At 73.1% G+C, this 16,479-nt stretch carries 19 protein-coding genes; 13 read left to right on the forward strand and 6 right to left on the reverse strand.

Annotated features, from left to right (window positions below; all coding sequences use genetic code 11):
- Positions 1-24: 24 nt before the first annotated feature.
- The 3 genes from AC6H2I_RS06690 to AC6H2I_RS06700 are packed head-to-tail and all read right to left on the reverse strand — an operon-like array spanning position 25 to position 3,082.
- On the reverse strand, positions 25-1,005 hold the full coding sequence (locus AC6H2I_RS06690) for an isopenicillin N synthase family dioxygenase (protein ID WP_497499809.1): 981 nt from the start codon (positions 1,003-1,005) through the stop codon (positions 25-27).
- A 35-nt stretch (positions 1,006-1,040) separates the two neighbouring features.
- The gene (locus AC6H2I_RS06695; RefSeq protein ID WP_497499810.1) at positions 1,041-1,796 is read right to left on the reverse strand and encodes an SDR family NAD(P)-dependent oxidoreductase; all 756 of its coding nucleotides are present in this window, start codon (positions 1,794-1,796) and stop codon (positions 1,041-1,043) included.
- Positions 1,797-1,807: 11 nt separating this feature from the next.
- Positions 1,808-3,082, reverse strand: a complete 1,275-nt coding sequence (locus tag AC6H2I_RS06700; RefSeq protein WP_497499811.1) for an amidohydrolase/deacetylase family metallohydrolase — start codon at positions 3,080-3,082, stop codon at positions 1,808-1,810.
- Here AC6H2I_RS06700 and AC6H2I_RS06705 point away from each other — a divergent pair.
- From AC6H2I_RS06705 to AC6H2I_RS06765, 13 genes are all read left to right on the forward strand, one after another.
- Entirely contained in the window at positions 3,068-3,214 is a 147-nt protein-coding gene (locus AC6H2I_RS06705) for a hypothetical protein (protein ID WP_497499812.1), read from the forward strand. The two genes, AC6H2I_RS06700 and AC6H2I_RS06705, sit on opposite strands and share 15 nt — an antisense overlap.
- A gap of 507 nt (positions 3,215-3,721) precedes the next feature.
- Complete coding sequence (locus tag AC6H2I_RS06710; RefSeq protein ID WP_497499813.1) at positions 3,722-4,594, forward strand: branched-chain amino acid ABC transporter permease; 873 nt, start codon at positions 3,722-3,724, stop codon at positions 4,592-4,594.
- Positions 4,591-5,637 carry a branched-chain amino acid ABC transporter permease gene (locus AC6H2I_RS06715; RefSeq protein ID WP_497499814.1) on the forward strand — a complete coding sequence of 349 codons (1,047 nt, stop codon included), beginning with the start codon at positions 4,591-4,593 and terminating at the stop codon, positions 5,635-5,637. Before AC6H2I_RS06710 ends, AC6H2I_RS06715 begins: the two co-directional genes overlap by 4 nt.
- Positions 5,634-6,452, forward strand: a complete 819-nt coding sequence (locus AC6H2I_RS06720; RefSeq protein ID WP_497499815.1) for an ABC transporter ATP-binding protein — start codon at positions 5,634-5,636, stop codon at positions 6,450-6,452. The genes AC6H2I_RS06715 and AC6H2I_RS06720 overlap by 4 nt, the downstream gene beginning before the upstream one ends.
- Positions 6,439-7,143: an ABC transporter ATP-binding protein gene (locus tag AC6H2I_RS06725; RefSeq protein WP_497499816.1), complete on the forward strand. Its 705-nt coding sequence runs from the start codon at positions 6,439-6,441 to the stop codon at positions 7,141-7,143. The genes AC6H2I_RS06720 and AC6H2I_RS06725 overlap by 14 nt, the downstream gene beginning before the upstream one ends.
- A gap of 18 nt (positions 7,144-7,161) precedes the next feature.
- On the forward strand, positions 7,162-9,537 hold the full coding sequence (locus tag AC6H2I_RS06730; protein WP_497499817.1) for a xanthine dehydrogenase family protein molybdopterin-binding subunit: 2,376 nt from the start codon (positions 7,162-7,164) through the stop codon (positions 9,535-9,537).
- Positions 9,534-10,346 (forward strand): FAD binding domain-containing protein, encoded by an 813-nt coding sequence (locus AC6H2I_RS06735; protein ID WP_497499818.1) that lies wholly within the window; start codon positions 9,534-9,536, stop codon positions 10,344-10,346. Before AC6H2I_RS06730 ends, AC6H2I_RS06735 begins: the two co-directional genes overlap by 4 nt.
- On the forward strand, positions 10,343-10,831 hold the full coding sequence (locus AC6H2I_RS06740) for a (2Fe-2S)-binding protein (RefSeq protein ID WP_497499819.1): 489 nt from the start codon (positions 10,343-10,345) through the stop codon (positions 10,829-10,831). Before AC6H2I_RS06735 ends, AC6H2I_RS06740 begins: the two co-directional genes overlap by 4 nt.
- Position 10,832: 1 nt before the next feature.
- Positions 10,833-11,486 (forward strand): SRPBCC family protein, encoded by a 654-nt coding sequence (locus AC6H2I_RS06745; RefSeq protein ID WP_497499820.1) that lies wholly within the window; start codon positions 10,833-10,835, stop codon positions 11,484-11,486.
- Positions 11,483-12,661, forward strand: coding sequence for an amidase (locus tag AC6H2I_RS06750; protein WP_497499821.1), 1,179 nt, complete (start codon positions 11,483-11,485; stop codon positions 12,659-12,661). Before AC6H2I_RS06745 ends, AC6H2I_RS06750 begins: the two co-directional genes overlap by 4 nt.
- Complete coding sequence (hpxZ, locus tag AC6H2I_RS06755) at positions 12,658-13,059, forward strand: oxalurate catabolism protein HpxZ (RefSeq protein ID WP_497499822.1); 402 nt, start codon at positions 12,658-12,660, stop codon at positions 13,057-13,059. The genes AC6H2I_RS06750 and hpxZ overlap by 4 nt, the downstream gene beginning before the upstream one ends.
- Positions 13,060-13,070: 11 nt before the next feature.
- A complete protein-coding gene (locus AC6H2I_RS06760; RefSeq protein ID WP_497499823.1) occupies positions 13,071-13,571 on the forward strand; it encodes a MarR family winged helix-turn-helix transcriptional regulator in 501 nt (166 codons plus the stop codon).
- Between the two features lie 11 nt (positions 13,572-13,582).
- Positions 13,583-14,776 carry an oxamate carbamoyltransferase subunit AllG family protein gene (locus tag AC6H2I_RS06765; RefSeq protein ID WP_497499824.1) on the forward strand — a complete coding sequence of 398 codons (1,194 nt, stop codon included), beginning with the start codon at positions 13,583-13,585 and terminating at the stop codon, positions 14,774-14,776.
- Positions 14,777-14,822: 46 nt separating this feature from the next.
- Here the strand turns inward: AC6H2I_RS06765 and AC6H2I_RS06770 are convergent, their stop codons facing one another.
- The 3 genes from AC6H2I_RS06770 to AC6H2I_RS06780 are packed head-to-tail and all read right to left on the reverse strand — an operon-like array spanning position 14,823 to position 16,456.
- A complete protein-coding gene (locus AC6H2I_RS06770; RefSeq protein WP_497499825.1) occupies positions 14,823-15,266 on the reverse strand; it encodes an SRPBCC family protein in 444 nt (147 codons plus the stop codon).
- Positions 15,267-15,311: 45 nt separating this feature from the next.
- Entirely contained in the window at positions 15,312-15,797 is a 486-nt protein-coding gene (locus AC6H2I_RS06775) for a VOC family protein (protein ID WP_497499826.1), read from the reverse strand.
- Positions 15,794-16,456, reverse strand: a complete 663-nt coding sequence (locus AC6H2I_RS06780) for a TetR/AcrR family transcriptional regulator (protein ID WP_497499827.1) — start codon at positions 16,454-16,456, stop codon at positions 15,794-15,796. Before AC6H2I_RS06780 ends, AC6H2I_RS06775 begins: the two co-directional genes overlap by 4 nt.
- Between the last annotated feature and the right edge of the window lie 23 nt (positions 16,457-16,479).

Genomic DNA, 16,479 nt, shown 5'->3' on the forward strand with positions numbered 1-16,479 from the left:
TGGCACGGTCGTTGTCGGCAGGCCTCACGCCGCGGAGACGCGGGTCTGCCGGTATTTGAGGTCGCGGTAGTCGCCCGAGAGCACCGGCGGGTATTTGGCGGCGCCCGGCGGGGCGACGCATTCCACCAGCGCGTCGTAGTTGGGGTGATGGAAGAAGGCGATGGACAACCGGCGCGCCGTGGCCGCCGCCTCGTCGGCCGGGTTGACCACCCGGTGGGTGTTGGACACCCAGCGGTCGTTGGTCCACCGCATCAGAAGGTCGCCGATGTTGATCACGAAGTTGCCGGGATCCGTCTCGACGTCGATCCACTGGCCGCCACGGGTCAGCACCTGCAGCCCGCCCGGGACGTTCTCCCCGTTCAGGATGGTCAGCAGCCCGTAGTCGGTGTGGGCGCCCGCACGCAACTGCCCCGGGGCCGGCGGGCGCGGCTGCTCGGGGTAGAAGTTGATCCGCATCGCCGTGATGTGGCGATCGATCTTGTCGTCGAAAAAGGTCTCCTCGATGCCCAGCGCCAGGGCGGTGAGGCGCATCATGCAGGCGGTGATGCGCTCCATCTCGGCGTAGTAGCGCTCGGCCGCCGCGGCGAACCCGGGCGGACGCTCCGGCCACAGGTTGGGGATGAAATAGCGCTGGCCTTCGGCCGAGGTGTAGTAGGGGTCCTGCGGCCAGCGTTCGCGGCCGAAATGGTAGTATTCCTTGAGGTCGGGCGGGGTGTCCGCGCCGTTGCCGGCGGCCAGCGCCTCGATGCCCAGCGCCCGGTAGCCGCGCGGCGTGCCGGGCACCGGATGCTCGGCCCGCCGCTTCTCCTCCGCCGGCAGCAGGAAGAAATCGTAGGCGGTGCGGCGCAGGTCGTCCATCACCGCCGTCGGCACGCCGTGGCCGGTGATGGTGAAGAAGCCGATCTCGGTGCAGGTCCGGTCGATCACCCGGGCGACCGCCCGGCGCTCCTCGAGCCCGCCGTGCAGGGCGGGTGCGATGTCGATGACCGGGATGGTGGACGTCATGTCGCCTCCGTGTGGCGTGCGGGTGTCGGGTGGGGTCAGTGGAAGTAGGCGCCGCCGTCGACCACCAGGGTCTGGCCGGTGATGAACGCGGAGTCCGGGCCGGCGAAGAAGCAGGCGGCGCCGACCAGGTCGTCCGGCAGCATGTCGCGGGCCAGGATGCGGGTGCGCAGCGACGGCTCCTTCACCCCCTGGACCAGCACCGGGTTGCCCTGCACGCCGTCGCTGAGCGTGAAGCCCGGGGCCACGCTGTTGACCAGGATGCCGTGGCGGCCGAGCTCGCTGGCCAGCGCCCGGGTCAGCGACACCACCGCGCCCTTGCTGGCGACGTAGTGGGCCATGAAGGGGTTGCCCTTGAAGGCCACGCCCGAGGAGATGTTGATCACCCGTCCGCCGCCCTGCCGGCGCATCGGCTCCAGGGCCGCGCGGCAGCACAGGAACGGGCCCAGGGTGTTGACCTCCATGACCCGGCGCCATTCGGCCGGGTCGATCTCCTCGAACGGCTTGGGCGTGAGGGCGGAGTAGATCCCGGCGTTGTTGACCAGGATGTCCAGCCCGCCGAACGCCGCCTCGGCCGCCGCCGCCATGGCCGCGGTGTCGGCCTCGGCCGACACGTCGACCGTGACCCCGATCGCCTCGATGCCCTCCGCGGCGAGCCGGCCGGCGGCGTCCTCCGCCCCGGCCAGGTCGGCGACCACGAGACGCGCGCCGCGCGCCGCCAGGCCGCGCGCGATGGCGAAGCCGATGCCCTTGGCGCCGCCGGTGACAACCGCGACCTTGCCCTGGAGCGTCATCGTCGCGCCCCTCACGCCGCGGCCGCCGGGATGGGGGCGGGCAGCAGCGGGCTGTTGACCTCCTCCACCACGCCGGCGCGCACCGAGAAGTCCGGCACCACCATGGTGTCCGTCACCACCACCTCGCCGCTGTTGTCGCTGAGCTGCCAGCGGCCGGGCTTGAGGTCGAGGACGGCGATGTCGCCGGCCATGCCCGGCGTCAGCCCGCCGATCTCGTCGGCCATGCCGAGCATCCGCGCGGGGTTGCAGGTGACCGTCGCCAGCACCTCGGCCAGCGGCACGCCCAGCGCCAGCAGCTCGGTCATGGCGTGGGCGAGGCTGAAGGGGGCGACGCCGAAGAAGGAGTTGGCCTGCATGTCCGGGTCGGCCTCGTCGCTGGGCGCCCGCACGTTGTAGCCGTGCAGGTCGGCGCCCAGGGTGGTCGGCCGGATGCCGGCGGCGAGCGTGCGCCTGGCCATCTCGAAGCTGAAGTGGGAGCCGTGGCCGACGTCCACCGTGAGGCCGAGGTCGAGGGCCTTGTGGATGATCGGGTGCACCGCGCCGGTGCGGGTCGAGATGAAGCCGCCGGGGTGGCGGGTGAAGGGGTGGGCCAGGATGTCGCCGGGCTCCAGGATCGGGATCAGCTCCTCGACCAGCAGGTCGGGATCGACCGACGGCGCCCCCTCGGCGTCCGGCCACAGCCGGCCGAGATGCACGTAGAGGGGCACGCCGACTCCCACGGCGATCGTCTTGGCCAGCTTCATCACCTCCAGCCCCCAGCGCGAGGCGCCGCCCATCTCGCAATGGGCCTTGATGCCCTTGACCATGTCGCGGTTGGCCAGGCCGACGCGGATGGTGGCGTCCACGTCGACGCAGTCGGGCCGGTAGAGCTGCGGGTAGTAGTGCCCCTCCAGGCCGCCGACCAGGTAGGCGGAGAGGAAGCAGAGCGTGCGCGAGCGCGCCGGCTCGGCGATGAAGCGGCGGAAGGCCGGCAGGGTCATCAGGCTGGGCCCGCCCTGGTCGACCAGGGTGGAGACGCCGGAGCGCACGCCGACCATGTCGGGGTTGAGCCCGAAGCGGCCAGTGACGTGCTGGAAGACGTGGGCGTGGGTGTCGATCAGGCCGGGAGTCACGAGCTTGCCCGACACGTCGACCACGCGCGCCGCGGCGCTGTCCGGGATGCCGGGCGCCACGGCGGCGATGCGGCCGTCCGCCACGGCCACGTCGCCGACCATGTCGACGCCGCCGGCGGGATCCATGACCCGCCCGCCACGGAGAAGGAGGTCGTAGGTGTGCTGCGACGGCATGCGGTCCCCTCGATGCGCGGTGATGAAAAGCTGCCGGCCTTTCAGCAAGCGCCATGCCAGCGCCGGGCCGAGGCCGGGGCTGCGAAAATTTTCTTCAGCCTGCTGATGGAATACCCGGATATGGATTCTTGAGCGCCGCCCCGCCTGCGAACGAAGAGTGTTTTGTCTTTGTAATCAATATATTGGATCGATGCCCCGATGGCCGGAACGCGACGGCCATGGCGGCATCCGCGGGCACGATCTCCGGGGTATCGCCATGGATTGCACCGATTGTGCGTCGCCGCATTTCTTCAGCGTGCTGAAGAGTGTCCAGAGGATGGGCATGGGCTGCACACATTTGCACCGCCCCCATCGGGGCAAAAATCGGCCTCCGAATTGATATGGATCAATGATTTTGCCCCTTTGCCCCCAGTCCGGATCGGGCTTTTTGCCGCCGGCCGCTGCCCATTTCATCAGCACGCTGAAAACATGGACGCCGCCGCCGCGGCACGCGATTCCAGCAAATCCGCGGCCGTGTTCGTTTGGCACATCGGTTGCGTAGCCAAGTCGGACGCGGTGCCGGTCTTCGCCGGCGGCCGCCGAACCCGACGATCCGCACCGCTTCGTGTGCACACCATTGTTCCTAAGGAGACGCGCAGGATGGCGGAATTCCTCCAGCATTGCGCCAACGCAATGATACTGGGTGGCACATACGCGCTTCTGGGTATCGGCCTGACCTTGATCTTCGGCATCATGCGCGTGGTGAACTTCACCCATGGCGAGCTCTACACGTTCGGCGCCTACATGATCTTCATGCTGACGTCGCTGCTTGGCGTCGACTTCTTCGCGTCGCTGATTCTGGCGGCGGTGCTGGGCGTGGCGCTCGGCGCCGTGATCGAGCGGGTGCTGCTGCGGCCGCTGAAGGGCGCGGACATCGACACCACCATGCTGGTGATGATCGGCGCGGGCATCGCGCTGCAGGCCAGCGAGCAGCTCGCCTGGGGCGGCGTCGCCAAGTCGGTGCCCAACCCCTTCCCCAACGACCCCCTGCAGTTCGGCCCGGTGTCGATCAGCCCGATCCGCCTGTTCGTGCTGGGGGTGGCGCTGCTGCTGCTGGTCGGCTTCTACGCCCTGATCAACCGCACCCGGCTGGGGGTGGCGATGCGCGCCACCTTCCAGGACCCCGACACCGCCGCCCTGATGGGCGTCAACAACGGCGTGATGTACACGCTGACCTTTGCCCTGGGTTCCGGCCTCGCCGCGGTGGCGGGGGCCCTGCTCGGGCCGATCTTCCTGGTCCAGCCCACCATGGGCGACCTGGTGTCCCTGAAGGCCTTCGCCATCGTCATCCTCGGCGGGCTGGGCAACATCGTGGGCGCCAGCATCGGCGGCTTCGTGCTGGCCTTCGCCGAGGAGTTCGGGGCTGGCTACGTCTCCTCGGGCTACCGCGACGCCATGGGCTTCCTGCTGATCATCGCCGTCCTGCTGATCCGCCCGCAGGGCCTCTTTGCCGCACGGGAGCGCATCGGATGACCAGACACGTCCTGCCCTGGGGCTTCGTCGCGGCGATGGCCACCCTGCCGCTGTGGATGACCGACCTCTACATTCTCTACATCCTCACCTCGACCGGCATCTTCATCATCGGGGCGATGAGCCTGAACCTGCTGCTCGGCTACACCGGCCAGCTCAGCCTCGGCCACATCGCCTTCTTCGGCATCGGCGCCTACACCAGCGCGCTGCTGTCGCTGGGCTTCGACCTCGACCTCGGCGGCGCCGAGCCGTTCGCCCTGGGGCCGCAGCCGGTGTGGGTCGCCTTCGCCGGCGGCGTCGCCGTGGCGGCGCTGTGCGGCGGCCTGATCGGCAAGCTGGCGTTCCGGGTGCGCGGCGCCTACTTCGTCATCGTCACCATCAGCTTCGCCCAGGTCATGCGGATGGTCGCGCTCAACTGGGTCGACCTCACCGAGGGGCCCATGGCCCTGACCTCGATCCCGCCGCTGTCGCTGTGGCTGCCGGGCGAGGGGGTGGTGGCGCTCTACGGCAAGCTGCCCAACTACTTCATCGTGCTGGCGGCGGCCGTGCTGTGCTACCTGGTCATCCAGCGCATCGTGGAATCCCGGGTCGGCCGGGCCATGGTGGCGCTGCGCGAGAACGAGTCCCTGGCCCGCTCGGTCGGCATCCCGGTCACCCGCTACCTGGTGGTGGCCACCGTGATCGCCGCCGGCATGGCCGGTGCGGCGGGGGCGCTCTACGCCCACTACGTCCGCATCGTCGACCCCGACGTGTTCCTGTTCATCTACACCGTGACGATGGTGATCATGGTCATCACCGGCGGCAAGGGGACGCTGGCCGGTCCGGTCGTCGGCGGCCTGCTGTTCGGCGCACTGCCCGAGGTGCTGCGCGAGGTGGCGCGGCCCGAGGTGCAGTGGATCGTCTACGGCGTCGCCATGATCCTGGTCGTCTTCTTCCTGCCCCAGGGCATCGTCCCGGCGGTGCGCAACCTGGCCCAGCGCCTGCGCGCCCGGCTGTCGGCGCTGCGCCCGGCGTCGCGGCGCATCGGCAAGGAGACCTCGGCATGACCGCCGCGACCCCGGCCAACACGGCCACTGCGGCCACCCCGGCCGCCCTGGAGGTGCGCGACGTCGCCGTCCATTTCAGCGGCCTCGTCGCCATCGCCCGCATGAACTTCCAGGTGCACGAGGGCGAGATCGTCAGCCTGATCGGCCCCAACGGGGCGGGCAAGACCACCGCCTTCAACGTCATCACCGGCTTCCTCAAGCCGACCGGCGGCTCGGTGCTGTTCCACGGTGCCGACCTGACGCGGCTGCCCCCCGAGCGGATCGCCGCCCTGGGCGTCGTGCGCACCTTCCAGCGCACCAGCATCTTCGCCGGCTGCACCGTGCTGGAGAACGTGCTGACCGGGCTGCACCGCCAGGGCCGCACCGAGACCTGGGCGGCCCTGCTGCGGCCGCCGCGGGTGCGCCGGGAGGCGGAGCGGCTGCGGGCGACCGCCGCGGAGATCCTCGGCTTCGTCGGCCTCACCCACCGCGCCGACGACCTCGCCTCGGGCCTGTCCTACGGCGAACAACGCCTGCTGGGCATCGCCATCGCGCTGGCCGCCGCCCCCCGCCTGCTGCTGCTGGACGAACCGGCGGCCGGCCTCAACCCGTCGGAGACGGAGGCCTTCATGGGCGTGGTGCAGCGCATCCGCGGGCGCGGCGTGACCGTCCTGCTGGTCGAGCACGACATGCGCATGGTGATGAGCATCTCCGACCGGGTGGTGGTGCTGAACCACGGCCGGATCATCGCCGACGGGCCGCCCGCGGCGGTGCGCAGCGACCCGGACGTCATCCGTGCCTATCTGGGACAGGGGGTCGCCCATGCTCAAGCTTGACGGCATCACCGTGTGCTACGGCCGCATCCCGGCGCTGCGCCGGGTCTCCCTGGAGGTCGAGGAGGGCGAGCTGGTCACCCTGATCGGCGCCAACGGCGCCGGCAAGACCACCACCCTGCGCGCCATCAGCGGCCTGCTGCCGCTGGCCGAGGGGCGGATCACCTTCGAGGGGCGCGCGATCGGCAACGCCGAGCCGCGCACCGTCCTGGCGCTGGGCGTCGCCCACTGCCCGGAGGGGCGCCGCGTGTTCCCCCAGCTCTCGGTGCGCGAGAACCTGGAGATGGGGGCCTACCTGCGCCGCGACCGCGCCGGCGTCGCCGCCGACCTGGAGCGCATGTTCGAGCGCTTCCCCCGCTTGAAGGAGCGCATCGGCCAGGCCGCCGGCACCATGTCGGGGGGCGAGCAGCAGATGCTGGCGATCGCCCGGTCGCTGATGTCCAGGCCCAAGCTGGTGCTGTTCGACGAGCCGTCGCTGGGCCTTGCCCCGAACCTGGTGGAGCAGACCTTCGCCATCATCCGCGACATCCGCGCCGAAGGGACCACGGTGCTGATGGTGGAGCAGAACGCCTACGCCGCGCTGGACATGTGCGACCGTGCCTACCTGCTGGAGAGCGGCGAGGTGATGGAGCACGGCACCGGCCGGGCCATGCTCGCCAACGACCACATCCGCAAAGCCTATCTCGGCGGCTGAGAAGAGAGAACCTGGATCATGGGAACCACCACTGCGGACACCGCCGCCGGGACCACCACGTCCGGGGTCGGCGCCCCGGTCCGGCGCAAGGAGGACGACCGCCTGCTGCGCGGCCGCGGCCGCTTCGTCGGCGACGTGGCGCTGCCCGGCATGATGGACTTCGCCTTCGTGCGCAGCCCGGTCGCCCACGCCCGCATCACCGGCGTCGCGATCCCCGGGGCTCATGCCGGCGCCGTCTTCGTCTGGAACGACCTCGCCGGCGGCGGGGTGCGGCCGATCCGCGCCTCCTCCGGCCTGCCCGGCTTCAAGGTGTCGGACCAGCCGCCGCTGGCCGACGGCAAGGTGCGCTTCGTCGGCGAGCCCGTCGCCGTGTGCGTCGCCGCCAGCCGGGCCGAGGCCGAGGACATCGCCGCCGCGGTGCTGGTCGACTACGAGGAGCTGCCGGTCAACGTGGAGATGCTGGAGGCCATCAAGCCCGGAGCCCCCAGGGTGCACGAGCACTGGCCCGACAACGTCTTCCTGGAGACCAGCGTGGGCGGGCCTCTGCCGGCGGCGGCCACCGCCGCCCCGGTGAAGGTGACGCGCACCATCCGCACCGCGCGCCAGTGCATGGTGCCGATGGAGGGCAAGGGGGTGGTCGCCCATTGGGACCGCCACACCGAGCAGCTCGTCCTCACCACCTCGACCCAGATGCCGCACATCGTGCGTGCCGGCCTGGCGGAGTGCCTGGACCTCGACCAGGGGCTGATCCGGGTGATCGCCCCCGACGTCGGCGGCGGCTTCGGCTGGAAGGGGCTGCTGCAGCCCGAGGAGGTGATCGCCGCCTGGCTGGCGCGGCGCTTCGACCGGCCGATGCGCTGGACCGAGGACCGCCGCGAGCACCTGGTGGCCGCCGCCAACGCGCGCGAGCACCACTACGAGATCACCGCCTACGCCGACGGGCGCGGCCGCCTGATCGCCCTGGAGGCCGAGGCCTGGGTCGACGCCGGGGCCTATTCCGTCTACCCCTTCACCGCCTGCCTGGAGGCGGCGCAGATCGGCAGCATCCTGCCCGGACCCTACGACTTCCAGCACTACCGCTGCCGCACCCATTCGGTGGCCACCAACAAGCCGCCGCTGGTCCCCTTCCGCGGCGTCGCCCGCACCGGCGTGTGCTTCGCCATGGAGCAGATGATCGACGCCATCGCCGCGGCGGTGGGGCGCGAGGCCTGGGAGGTGCGCCTGGAGAACCTGGTGCGCCCCGAGCAGATGCCCTTCGACAACGTGACGAAGAAGCATTTCGACAGCGGCGACTACCCGGAATCGGTGCGCCGGGCGGTGGCCGCCATCGGCCTGGAGGCGGTGCGGGCGCGCCAGACGGCGGGCGAGCCGGACGGGCGGCGCATCGGCGTCGGCTTCGCCACCTACTGCGAGCAGGCGGCCCACGGCACCGCGGTCTACCATGGCTGGGGCATCCCCATGGTGCCGGGGCACGAGCAGGTGCAGGCCCGCATCACCCCCGACGGCGGGCTGGAGCTGCGGGCCGGCGTGCAGTCCCACGGCCAGAGCATGGAGACCACCTTCGCCCAGGTCGCCCACGAGGTGCTGGGCATCCCCCTGGACAGGATCAAGCTGATCCACGGCGACACGGCGCTCACCCCCTACTCCACCGGCACCTGGGGCTCGCGCAGCATGGTGATGGCCGGCGGCGCCGTCGCCACCGCTTGCCGCCAGCTGGCCGAGCGGGTGCGCCGCATCGGCGCCCACCTGCTGCAGGTGGCACCCGACCGGACCGCCCTGGCCGACGGCGCGGTGTGCGCCGGGGCGGCCAGCGTCACCATCCGCGAGGTCGCCCACACCTGGTACCGGGCGCCCCAGCTGCTGCCCGCCGACGTCGACCGCGGCGGGCTGGAGGTCACCGCGGGCTACAAGCCCAAGAGCGACCACGGCACCTTCTCCTACGCCACCCACGCCGCCGTGGTGGCCATCGACACCGAGCTGGGCGACGTCGAGATCCTCGACTACGTGGTGGTCGAGGACGCCGGCACCATGGTCAACCCGATGGTGGTCGACGGCCAGATCTGCGGCGGCGTCGCCCAGGGCGTCGGCACCGCGCTCTACGAGCAGACGCGCTACGACGCCGAGGGGCAGCCGCTGGCCTCCACCTTCATGGACTATCTCGTCCCCGGCTTCACCGAGGTCCCGCACGTGAGGATCCTGCACATGCACACCCCGTCCCCCTACACCGAATTCGGCATGAAGGGCATCGGCGAGGGCGGCGCCATCGCCCCGCCGGCGGCGCTGTGCAACGCCGTCAACGACGCCCTGGCGCCGCTCGGCGCCACCGTCAGCGCGGTGCCGATGACCCCCGAGGTGATCCTCGCCGCCCTGGCCGGCGGCGGGAGGGGCGCATGAAGGCCGTCGACTTCGACTACGCCGCCCCCGCCAGCCTGGACGCCGCCCTGGCCCTGCTGGCCCGCGACGACGCGCTGGCCCGGCCGGTGGCCGGCTCCCAGTCGCTGGGGCCGATGCTGAACCTGCGCCTCGCCCAGCCGGAGCTGCTGGTCGACATCAGCCGCCTGCCGGAGCTGACGGCCATCGCCGCCGAAGGCGACACCCTGGTGATCGGCGCCTGCGTCACCCACGCCACGCTGGAGGACGCCGGCTACCCCGACCTCACCCGCGGCGTGCTGCCGGCGGTGGCGGCGGGCATCGCCTACCGGGCGGTGCGCACCCGCGGCACCATCGGCGGCAGCCTCGCCCACGCCGACCCCGCGGCCGACTGGGTGGCGGTGCTGACGGCGTTGGGCGCGGAGGTGGTCCTGGCCGGGCCGCGGGGCCGCCGCGCGGTCGCCATGGACGGCTTCATCGTCGGCGCCTTCGAGACGGCGCTGGAGCCGGGCGAGCTGCTGGTGGCGGTGCGCGTCCCGGCCCTGTCGGCCGCCGCGCGCTGGGGCTACACCAAGGTCTGCCGCAAGACCGGGGAGTTCTCCCGGGCCACCGGCGCCGTCCTGCTCGACCCGCCGCGCGGGGTCGCCCGCTGCGTTGTCGCCGCGGCGTCGGGCCCGCCGCTGGTGTTCGACGACCCCGCCCTCGTCGGCGACGCCGAGCGGCGCGCCGCCGCCGTCGCCGGCCGGCTCGACGGCATCGACCCCGCCGCCCACATCGTCGCCTTGCGGCGCGCCATCGCGCAGGCGACGTCTCCTGCCCAGGTGACCCCATGACCGCCCACACCCGGACCATCTCCCTCACCATCAACGGCGCGCCGGTCACCGCCACCGTGTCGCCGCGCACCCACCTCGCCGACTTCCTGCGCGAGCAGCGGCTGCTGACCGGCACCCATCTGGGGTGCGAGCACGGGGTGTGCGGTGCCTGCACCCTGCTGATCGACGGCCAGCCCGCGCGCTCGTGCATCACCTACGCCGTCGCCTGCGACGGCCGCTCCGTGACCACGGTGGAGGGCCTCGACGACGACCCCGTGGCGACCCATCTGCGCGACGCCTTCTCGGCCGAGCACGGCCTGCAGTGCGGCTTCTGCACGCCGGGCATGCTGGTGGCGGCGCGCGACGTGGTGCTGCGCCGCCCCGACGCCGACAACGCGGCGATCCGCGTGGCGATGAGCGGAAATCTCTGCCGCTGCACCGGCTACGTCGGCATCGTCAACGCGATCCGCCGTGTCCTCGACGAACGAAACGCACAACCGGACTGACATGCCCCAGATCTCCCAGAGCTTCACCGTCGCCTACCCGCGCGCCCAGGTCTGGCCCGTGCTGGGCGACATCGAACGGGTCGTCCCCTGCATGCCCGGCGCCTCGCTGACCGCGCCGGTCGAGGGCGACGCGTTCACCGGCGCCATGGGCGTCAAGCTCGGCCCGATCGCCGCCTCCTTCGCCGGGCGCGGCGAGCTGGCGATGGACCCGGCCAGCCACAGCGGCACCCTGCAAGGCCAGGGCACCGATTCCAAAAGCAACTCGCGCGCCAAGGGCACGGTGACCTTCACGGTGCTGGAGGCCGAGGGCGGGGCGGCGACCCGGGTCGACCTCGCCGTCGACTTCACCCTGGGCGGGGCGCTGGCCCAGTTCGGCCGCGGCGCCATCGTCCAGGACATCGCGCGCCGCCTGACCGCCGAGTTCGCCCGCAACCTGGAAGCGACGCTGGCCGCCGACTCCGCCGCCGCCACCGCGCCGGCCCCCTCCGCCGACGCCGCAGCCGGCCCCCAGGAGAGCACGACGGCCGCCCCGCCGCCCCGCCCCGCCCCGGCACCGGCCGGCCAGCTCAACGCCGGCGCCCTGCTGTGGGCGATGCTGCGCGACTGGATCAAGGGGCTGCTGCCCGGCAAGCGGCGCAGCGGGTCGGCGGGATGAGCGGCGATCCGCTGGGCGCCTTCGCCCCCCACGGCCGCGTCACCATCGATGGCGCCCCCGCCGGCCCGCTGGCCGGGCTGGGTGTCGCGGTGAAGGACCTGTTCGACATCGCCGGGGTGCCGACCGGCGCCGGCAACCCGGACTGGCTGCGCACCCACCCCGTGCCGGAGCGCACCGCGCCGGCGGTCCAGATGCTGCTGGACGCCGGGGCCCGGGTGGTCGGCAAGACGGTCACCGACGAGCTGGCCTGGAGCCTGAACGGCGAGAACGCCCATTACGGAACGCCGGTCAACCCGCGCGCCCCCGGGCGCATTCCCGGCGGCTCCTCCAGCGGGTCGGCGTCGGCGGTGGCCAGCGGCCTTGCCGATGCCGGCGTGGGCACCGACACCGGCGGCTCGGTGCGGCTGCCCGCCAGCTATTGCGGGCTCTACGGCCTGCGCCCCAGCCACGGCGCGGTGCCGGCCGAGGGGCTGGTGCCGCTGGCCCCAAGCCTCGACACCGTCGGCTGGTTCGCGCGCGACGCCGCCACCCTGTCCCGGGTCGGCGCCGTCCTGCTGCCGCCCGACGCGGGCGGCGCCCCGACCCGGCTGCTGCGCGCCGACGACGCCTTCGAGGCCGCGGGGGAGGCGGTCGGCGCGGCCCTGGCCGAGGCGCTGGCCTGGGTGGTCGCGCGGCTCGGCGCGCCGGCCTCCGTGCGCCTTGCGCCGGCCGGGCTGGACGCCTGGCGCCCGGTCTTCCAGACCGTCCAGGCCGCCGAGGCCTGGCAGGCCCATGGCCCCTGGATCGAGGCGGTGCGCCCCACCTTCGGCCCCGGCGTGCGCGAGCGCTTCGCCGCGTCGGCGACGCTGGACCCGGCGGCCGTCGCGGCCGCCCGGGCGGCACGGGCCGACGTGCGCGCCCGCCTCGACGACCTGATCGACGGCGACGGGGTGATCGTCCTGCCCACGGCGGCCGGTGCGGCACCCCCCTGCGGCGCCACCGGCCCGGCGCTGGACGCCACCCGCAACCGGGCGCTGGCCCTGCTCTGCCCGGCCGGACTGGCCGGGCTGCCCCAGGTCTCCATCCCCGCGGGGCTGGTCGACGGCTGCCCCGTCGGCCTGTCCCTGATCGCCCCGCGCGGCGCCGACCGCGCCCTGCTCGACCTCGCCCTGCGCCTCGGAGTGCCCGTCCCATGATCCCGGAGATCCCCGGCCTCGCCATCAACCGCCCCGACGTGCTCGAGGAGGTCACCGCGGCCTTCCGGCGCTACGAGGCGGCGCTCGTCGGCAACGACGTCGCCGTGCTGGACGAGCTGTTCTGGAACGACCCGCGCACGGTCCGCTATGGCGCCGGCGAGAACCTCTACGGCTATGACGCGATCGCCGCCTTCCGCAAGGCGCGGCCGGCGGCCGGGCTGGATCGCAGCCTGCGCAACACGGTGATCACCACCTTCGGCGCCGACATCGCCACGGCCTGCACGGAGTTCGAGCGGCCGGGGACGGACCGGGTGGGGCGGCAGACGCAGACCTGGGTGCGCCGGCCCGAGGGCTGGCGTATCGTGGCCGCCCACGTCTCGCTGATGGCCCAGGGGTGACCGCAGTTCCCATGACCAGCCTTTCCCTCGACCGCGCGGCGGACGAGAGCGTCGACCACGCCCTCGCCGACCGGCCCGGCTTCCTGATCCGCCGCCTGCACCAGATTCACGTCGCCATGTTCATGGAGGAGTGCGCGGAGTTCGCCGTCACCCCGGTCCAGTACAGCGTGCTGACGGTGCTGGCCTCCCACGGGGAGCTGGACCAGGCGACCCTGGCGACGCTGGTCGGCGTCGACCGCACCACCACCACCGGCGTGCTGACCCGGCTGGCCGAACGCGGCGTGCTGGAGCGCCGCGCCAGCCCCAGCGACAAGCGGATGAAGCTGGCCGCGCTCACCGCGGACGGGCGCAAGCTGCTGCGCCGCATGGACCGGCGGGCCCAGCGCGCGCACGAGCGCACGGTCGCCGCCCTGCCCCGCGAGGACCGCGCCGCCTTCCTGCGCGCCCTCGCCCACCTCGTGGAAGCCAACAACAGCTACGGCCGGGCGCCGCTGGTGCTGCCCGGCGCGTGAGGAGATGCCCCGTGAGTGACGACCTCAGCGACAGCGCCACCCTGATGGCGGCCCGCCGCCTGGCCGCCGCGCGGCCACGCTGGACCGCGGTGCAGACCGCCGGCGACCGGCTGGGGCTGGACGCGGCCACCCTGCTGCACGCCGGCCCGCCCTTCGCCGATCCAGCCGCGGTTTGCCCGCCCATCCTCAACGCCGCCGCCGCGGCCCTGGTGTTCGAGGGCGTGGCCGGCGATCTCGACGCGGCGCGCACCCTGGTGCGCGACGGCTCGGTCGCCCTACGCCCCGCCCAGGACCTGGGCGTGGTCACGCCGCTGGCCTCGGTGGTGTCGCGCTCCACCTGGCTGCAGGTGGTCGAGGCCGAGGGGGTCAGCGCCTGCGCCCCGCTCAACGAAGGGGGCGGCCCGGCGCTGCGCTTCGGCATCGCCACCCCGGCGGTGGTGGAGCGCCTGCACCTGCTGCGCGGCGCCGTGGGGCCGGCGCTGGCCGCGGCGCTGGACGATCCGGTCGATCTCGTGGCCATCGCCGCCGCGGCGCTGGCCGAGGGCGACGAGCTGCACGGCGTCACCACCGCCTCGTCGCGCCGCCTGGCGGCGCTGCTGACTCCCCGCCTGGGATCGGCCGAGGCGGTGGCCTTCCTGGAGGGGGCGGGCCAGTTCTTCCTCAACCTGTGGATGGCCGCCTGCAAGGCGATGATGCTGGCCGGCCATGGCGTGCCCGGCAGCGCCCTGGTGACGGCGGCCGGCGGCAACGGGGTGGACATGGGCATCGGCCTGTCCGGCACCGCCACCGGGCGGTGGTTCGCCGCCCCGGCGGAGCCGCCGACCGGTGGCCCCGACGCCGGCCCGCCCGGCGGCGCCCCCCGGCCGCGCCTGCCGGCGATCGGCGACAGCGCGGTGATCGACGCGGTGGGCCTCGGCGCCTTCGCTCTGGACGCCGCACCGGACCTGCGGCGTGACCTCGCCGCCGCCGTCGCCACCCTTCCGCCGGACCTGGCGGACCGGCTGCTGCGGGTCGCGCACCCGGCGCTGGGCCGCCGCGTCGGCCTGGACGCCCGCGCCGTGGTCGGCACCGGCCAGCCGCCGGCGGTCTGCCTCGGCGCCCTCGACCCGGCCGGGGAGGCGGGGATCGTCGGCCGCGGCCTGGCCCGCCATCCCCTGGCCTGCCACACCGCCGCCGTGGCGGCGCTGGGCCCGCCCGCCGCCTGATCCCCCGGGCCCCCCGGGGCCGCTGCCCGGGCCGCGACCCGGGCCGCTACCGGGGGATGTCGGGCTCGACCAGCGTGGCGAGCTTGAGCAGGCACTGCTGCCAGCCGAGGTGGCAGGCCTCGGGCGGGATGCCGTCCGGGATGCCCCGCTGCTCGATGCTCAGCTCGGTGCCGACCGACACGGCCGTGATGGTCACGGTCGTGGTCATCTCGCCCGGCGGGCCGGGATCGTCGAACCGGTCGGTGTAGACCAGGCGCTCTCCGGGAACGACCTCCTGGTAGGTGCCGGCGAAGGCATGGCTGTCGCCGGTCGTGAAGTTGCGGAAGGACATGCGGTGGGTGCCGCCGACCCGGGCGTCGAGCCCGTGCACGGTGCACACGAACCCGTTGGGGGGAAGCCAGCTGGCGACGGCGTCGGCCTCGACGAAGGCCCTGAAGACCTTGTCGGGTGTGGTGGCGAGAACGCGGTGCAGCCTGACGGTGCTCGTCATGGACGTTTCCTTTCCGTGTGACGGGGGCATCCCGGCGGGCCGGGCCTATGTGGGGCGGTCCGCCGCGGCCTCGAGCGTGGCGATGTCGATCCTGCGCATGGTCATCATCGCCTCCATCACCCGGCCGGCCTTGGCCCGGTCGGGGTCGGCCATCAGGTCGATCAGACGCCGCGGCGTGATCTGCCACGAGAACCCCCAGCGGTCCTTGCACCACCCGCAGTCGCTTTCGCTGCCGCCGGTGCCGACGATGGCGTCCCAGTAGCGGTCGGTCTCCTGCTGCGTCTCGGTGAGCACCATGAAGCTGACGGACTCGTTGGCCTGGAAGACCGGGCCCCCGTTCAGGCCGAGGAACGGCCGGCCCAGCACGGTGAACTCGACGGTGAGCTCGCTGCCCACCTGCCCGCCGGGAAAGTCCGCCGCGGCGGCGTTGGTCCGGCCGACGCGGCTGTCGGGGAAGGTGTCGGCGTAGAAGGCGGCGGCCTTGCGGGCTTCGCCATGGTCGAACCACAGGCAGGTGACGAGCTCGGTCATCGCGGTCCCTCCTCGTTGCGGGGCGGTGCGGCGGCGCCGAACAGCATCCCGATGTAGCGGTGCAGGTGGTCGACGCTGTCCGCGGCGATTTGGGCCCCGCCCGTCGCCTTGGCCAGGATGAAGGCGCCCTGAAGCACCGCCTGGGTGTGCAGCGCCAGCGATTCCGCGGTCCAGGACGGGGCCATCCCCCGCTGCCGCATCGCCGCCGCGATGTCGGCCTGCACGGTCGCGGCGTGGCCGGCGATGCAGCGCTCGCACGCCGCGCGGATGGCGGGGGTGGTCTCGAACACCTCCTGGACCATGGTGCCGACCAGGCAGGTGAACTCCGCCACCCCGCCCCGCAGGAGGGCCTTGCGGAACGCCACGTAGCCCAGCACCCGGTCGAGCGGATCGGCATGGTCGTGGTAGGGCGCGGCGGCGAACAGGGCGCCGGTGACCGCCGACCAGTGGTCCGCCGCGGCGACGCCCAGGGCGTCCTTGCTCTTGAAGTGATGGAAGAACGCGCCCTTGGTGACGCCGGCGGCGGCGCACAGCTCGTCCACCGTGGTGGCCGCATAGCCCTTGGCGCGGATCACCGTCAGGGCGGCGTCGAGCAGCTTGCTCCGGGCGTCCGGTTTCGCGGCGTCGTTGACCATGCGGTCCTCCTTGGACAGGAACATACCAACCAGTCGGTATGTCGTCA

It is taken from the genome of Azospirillum sp. NS33 (genome assembly GCF_059703765.1).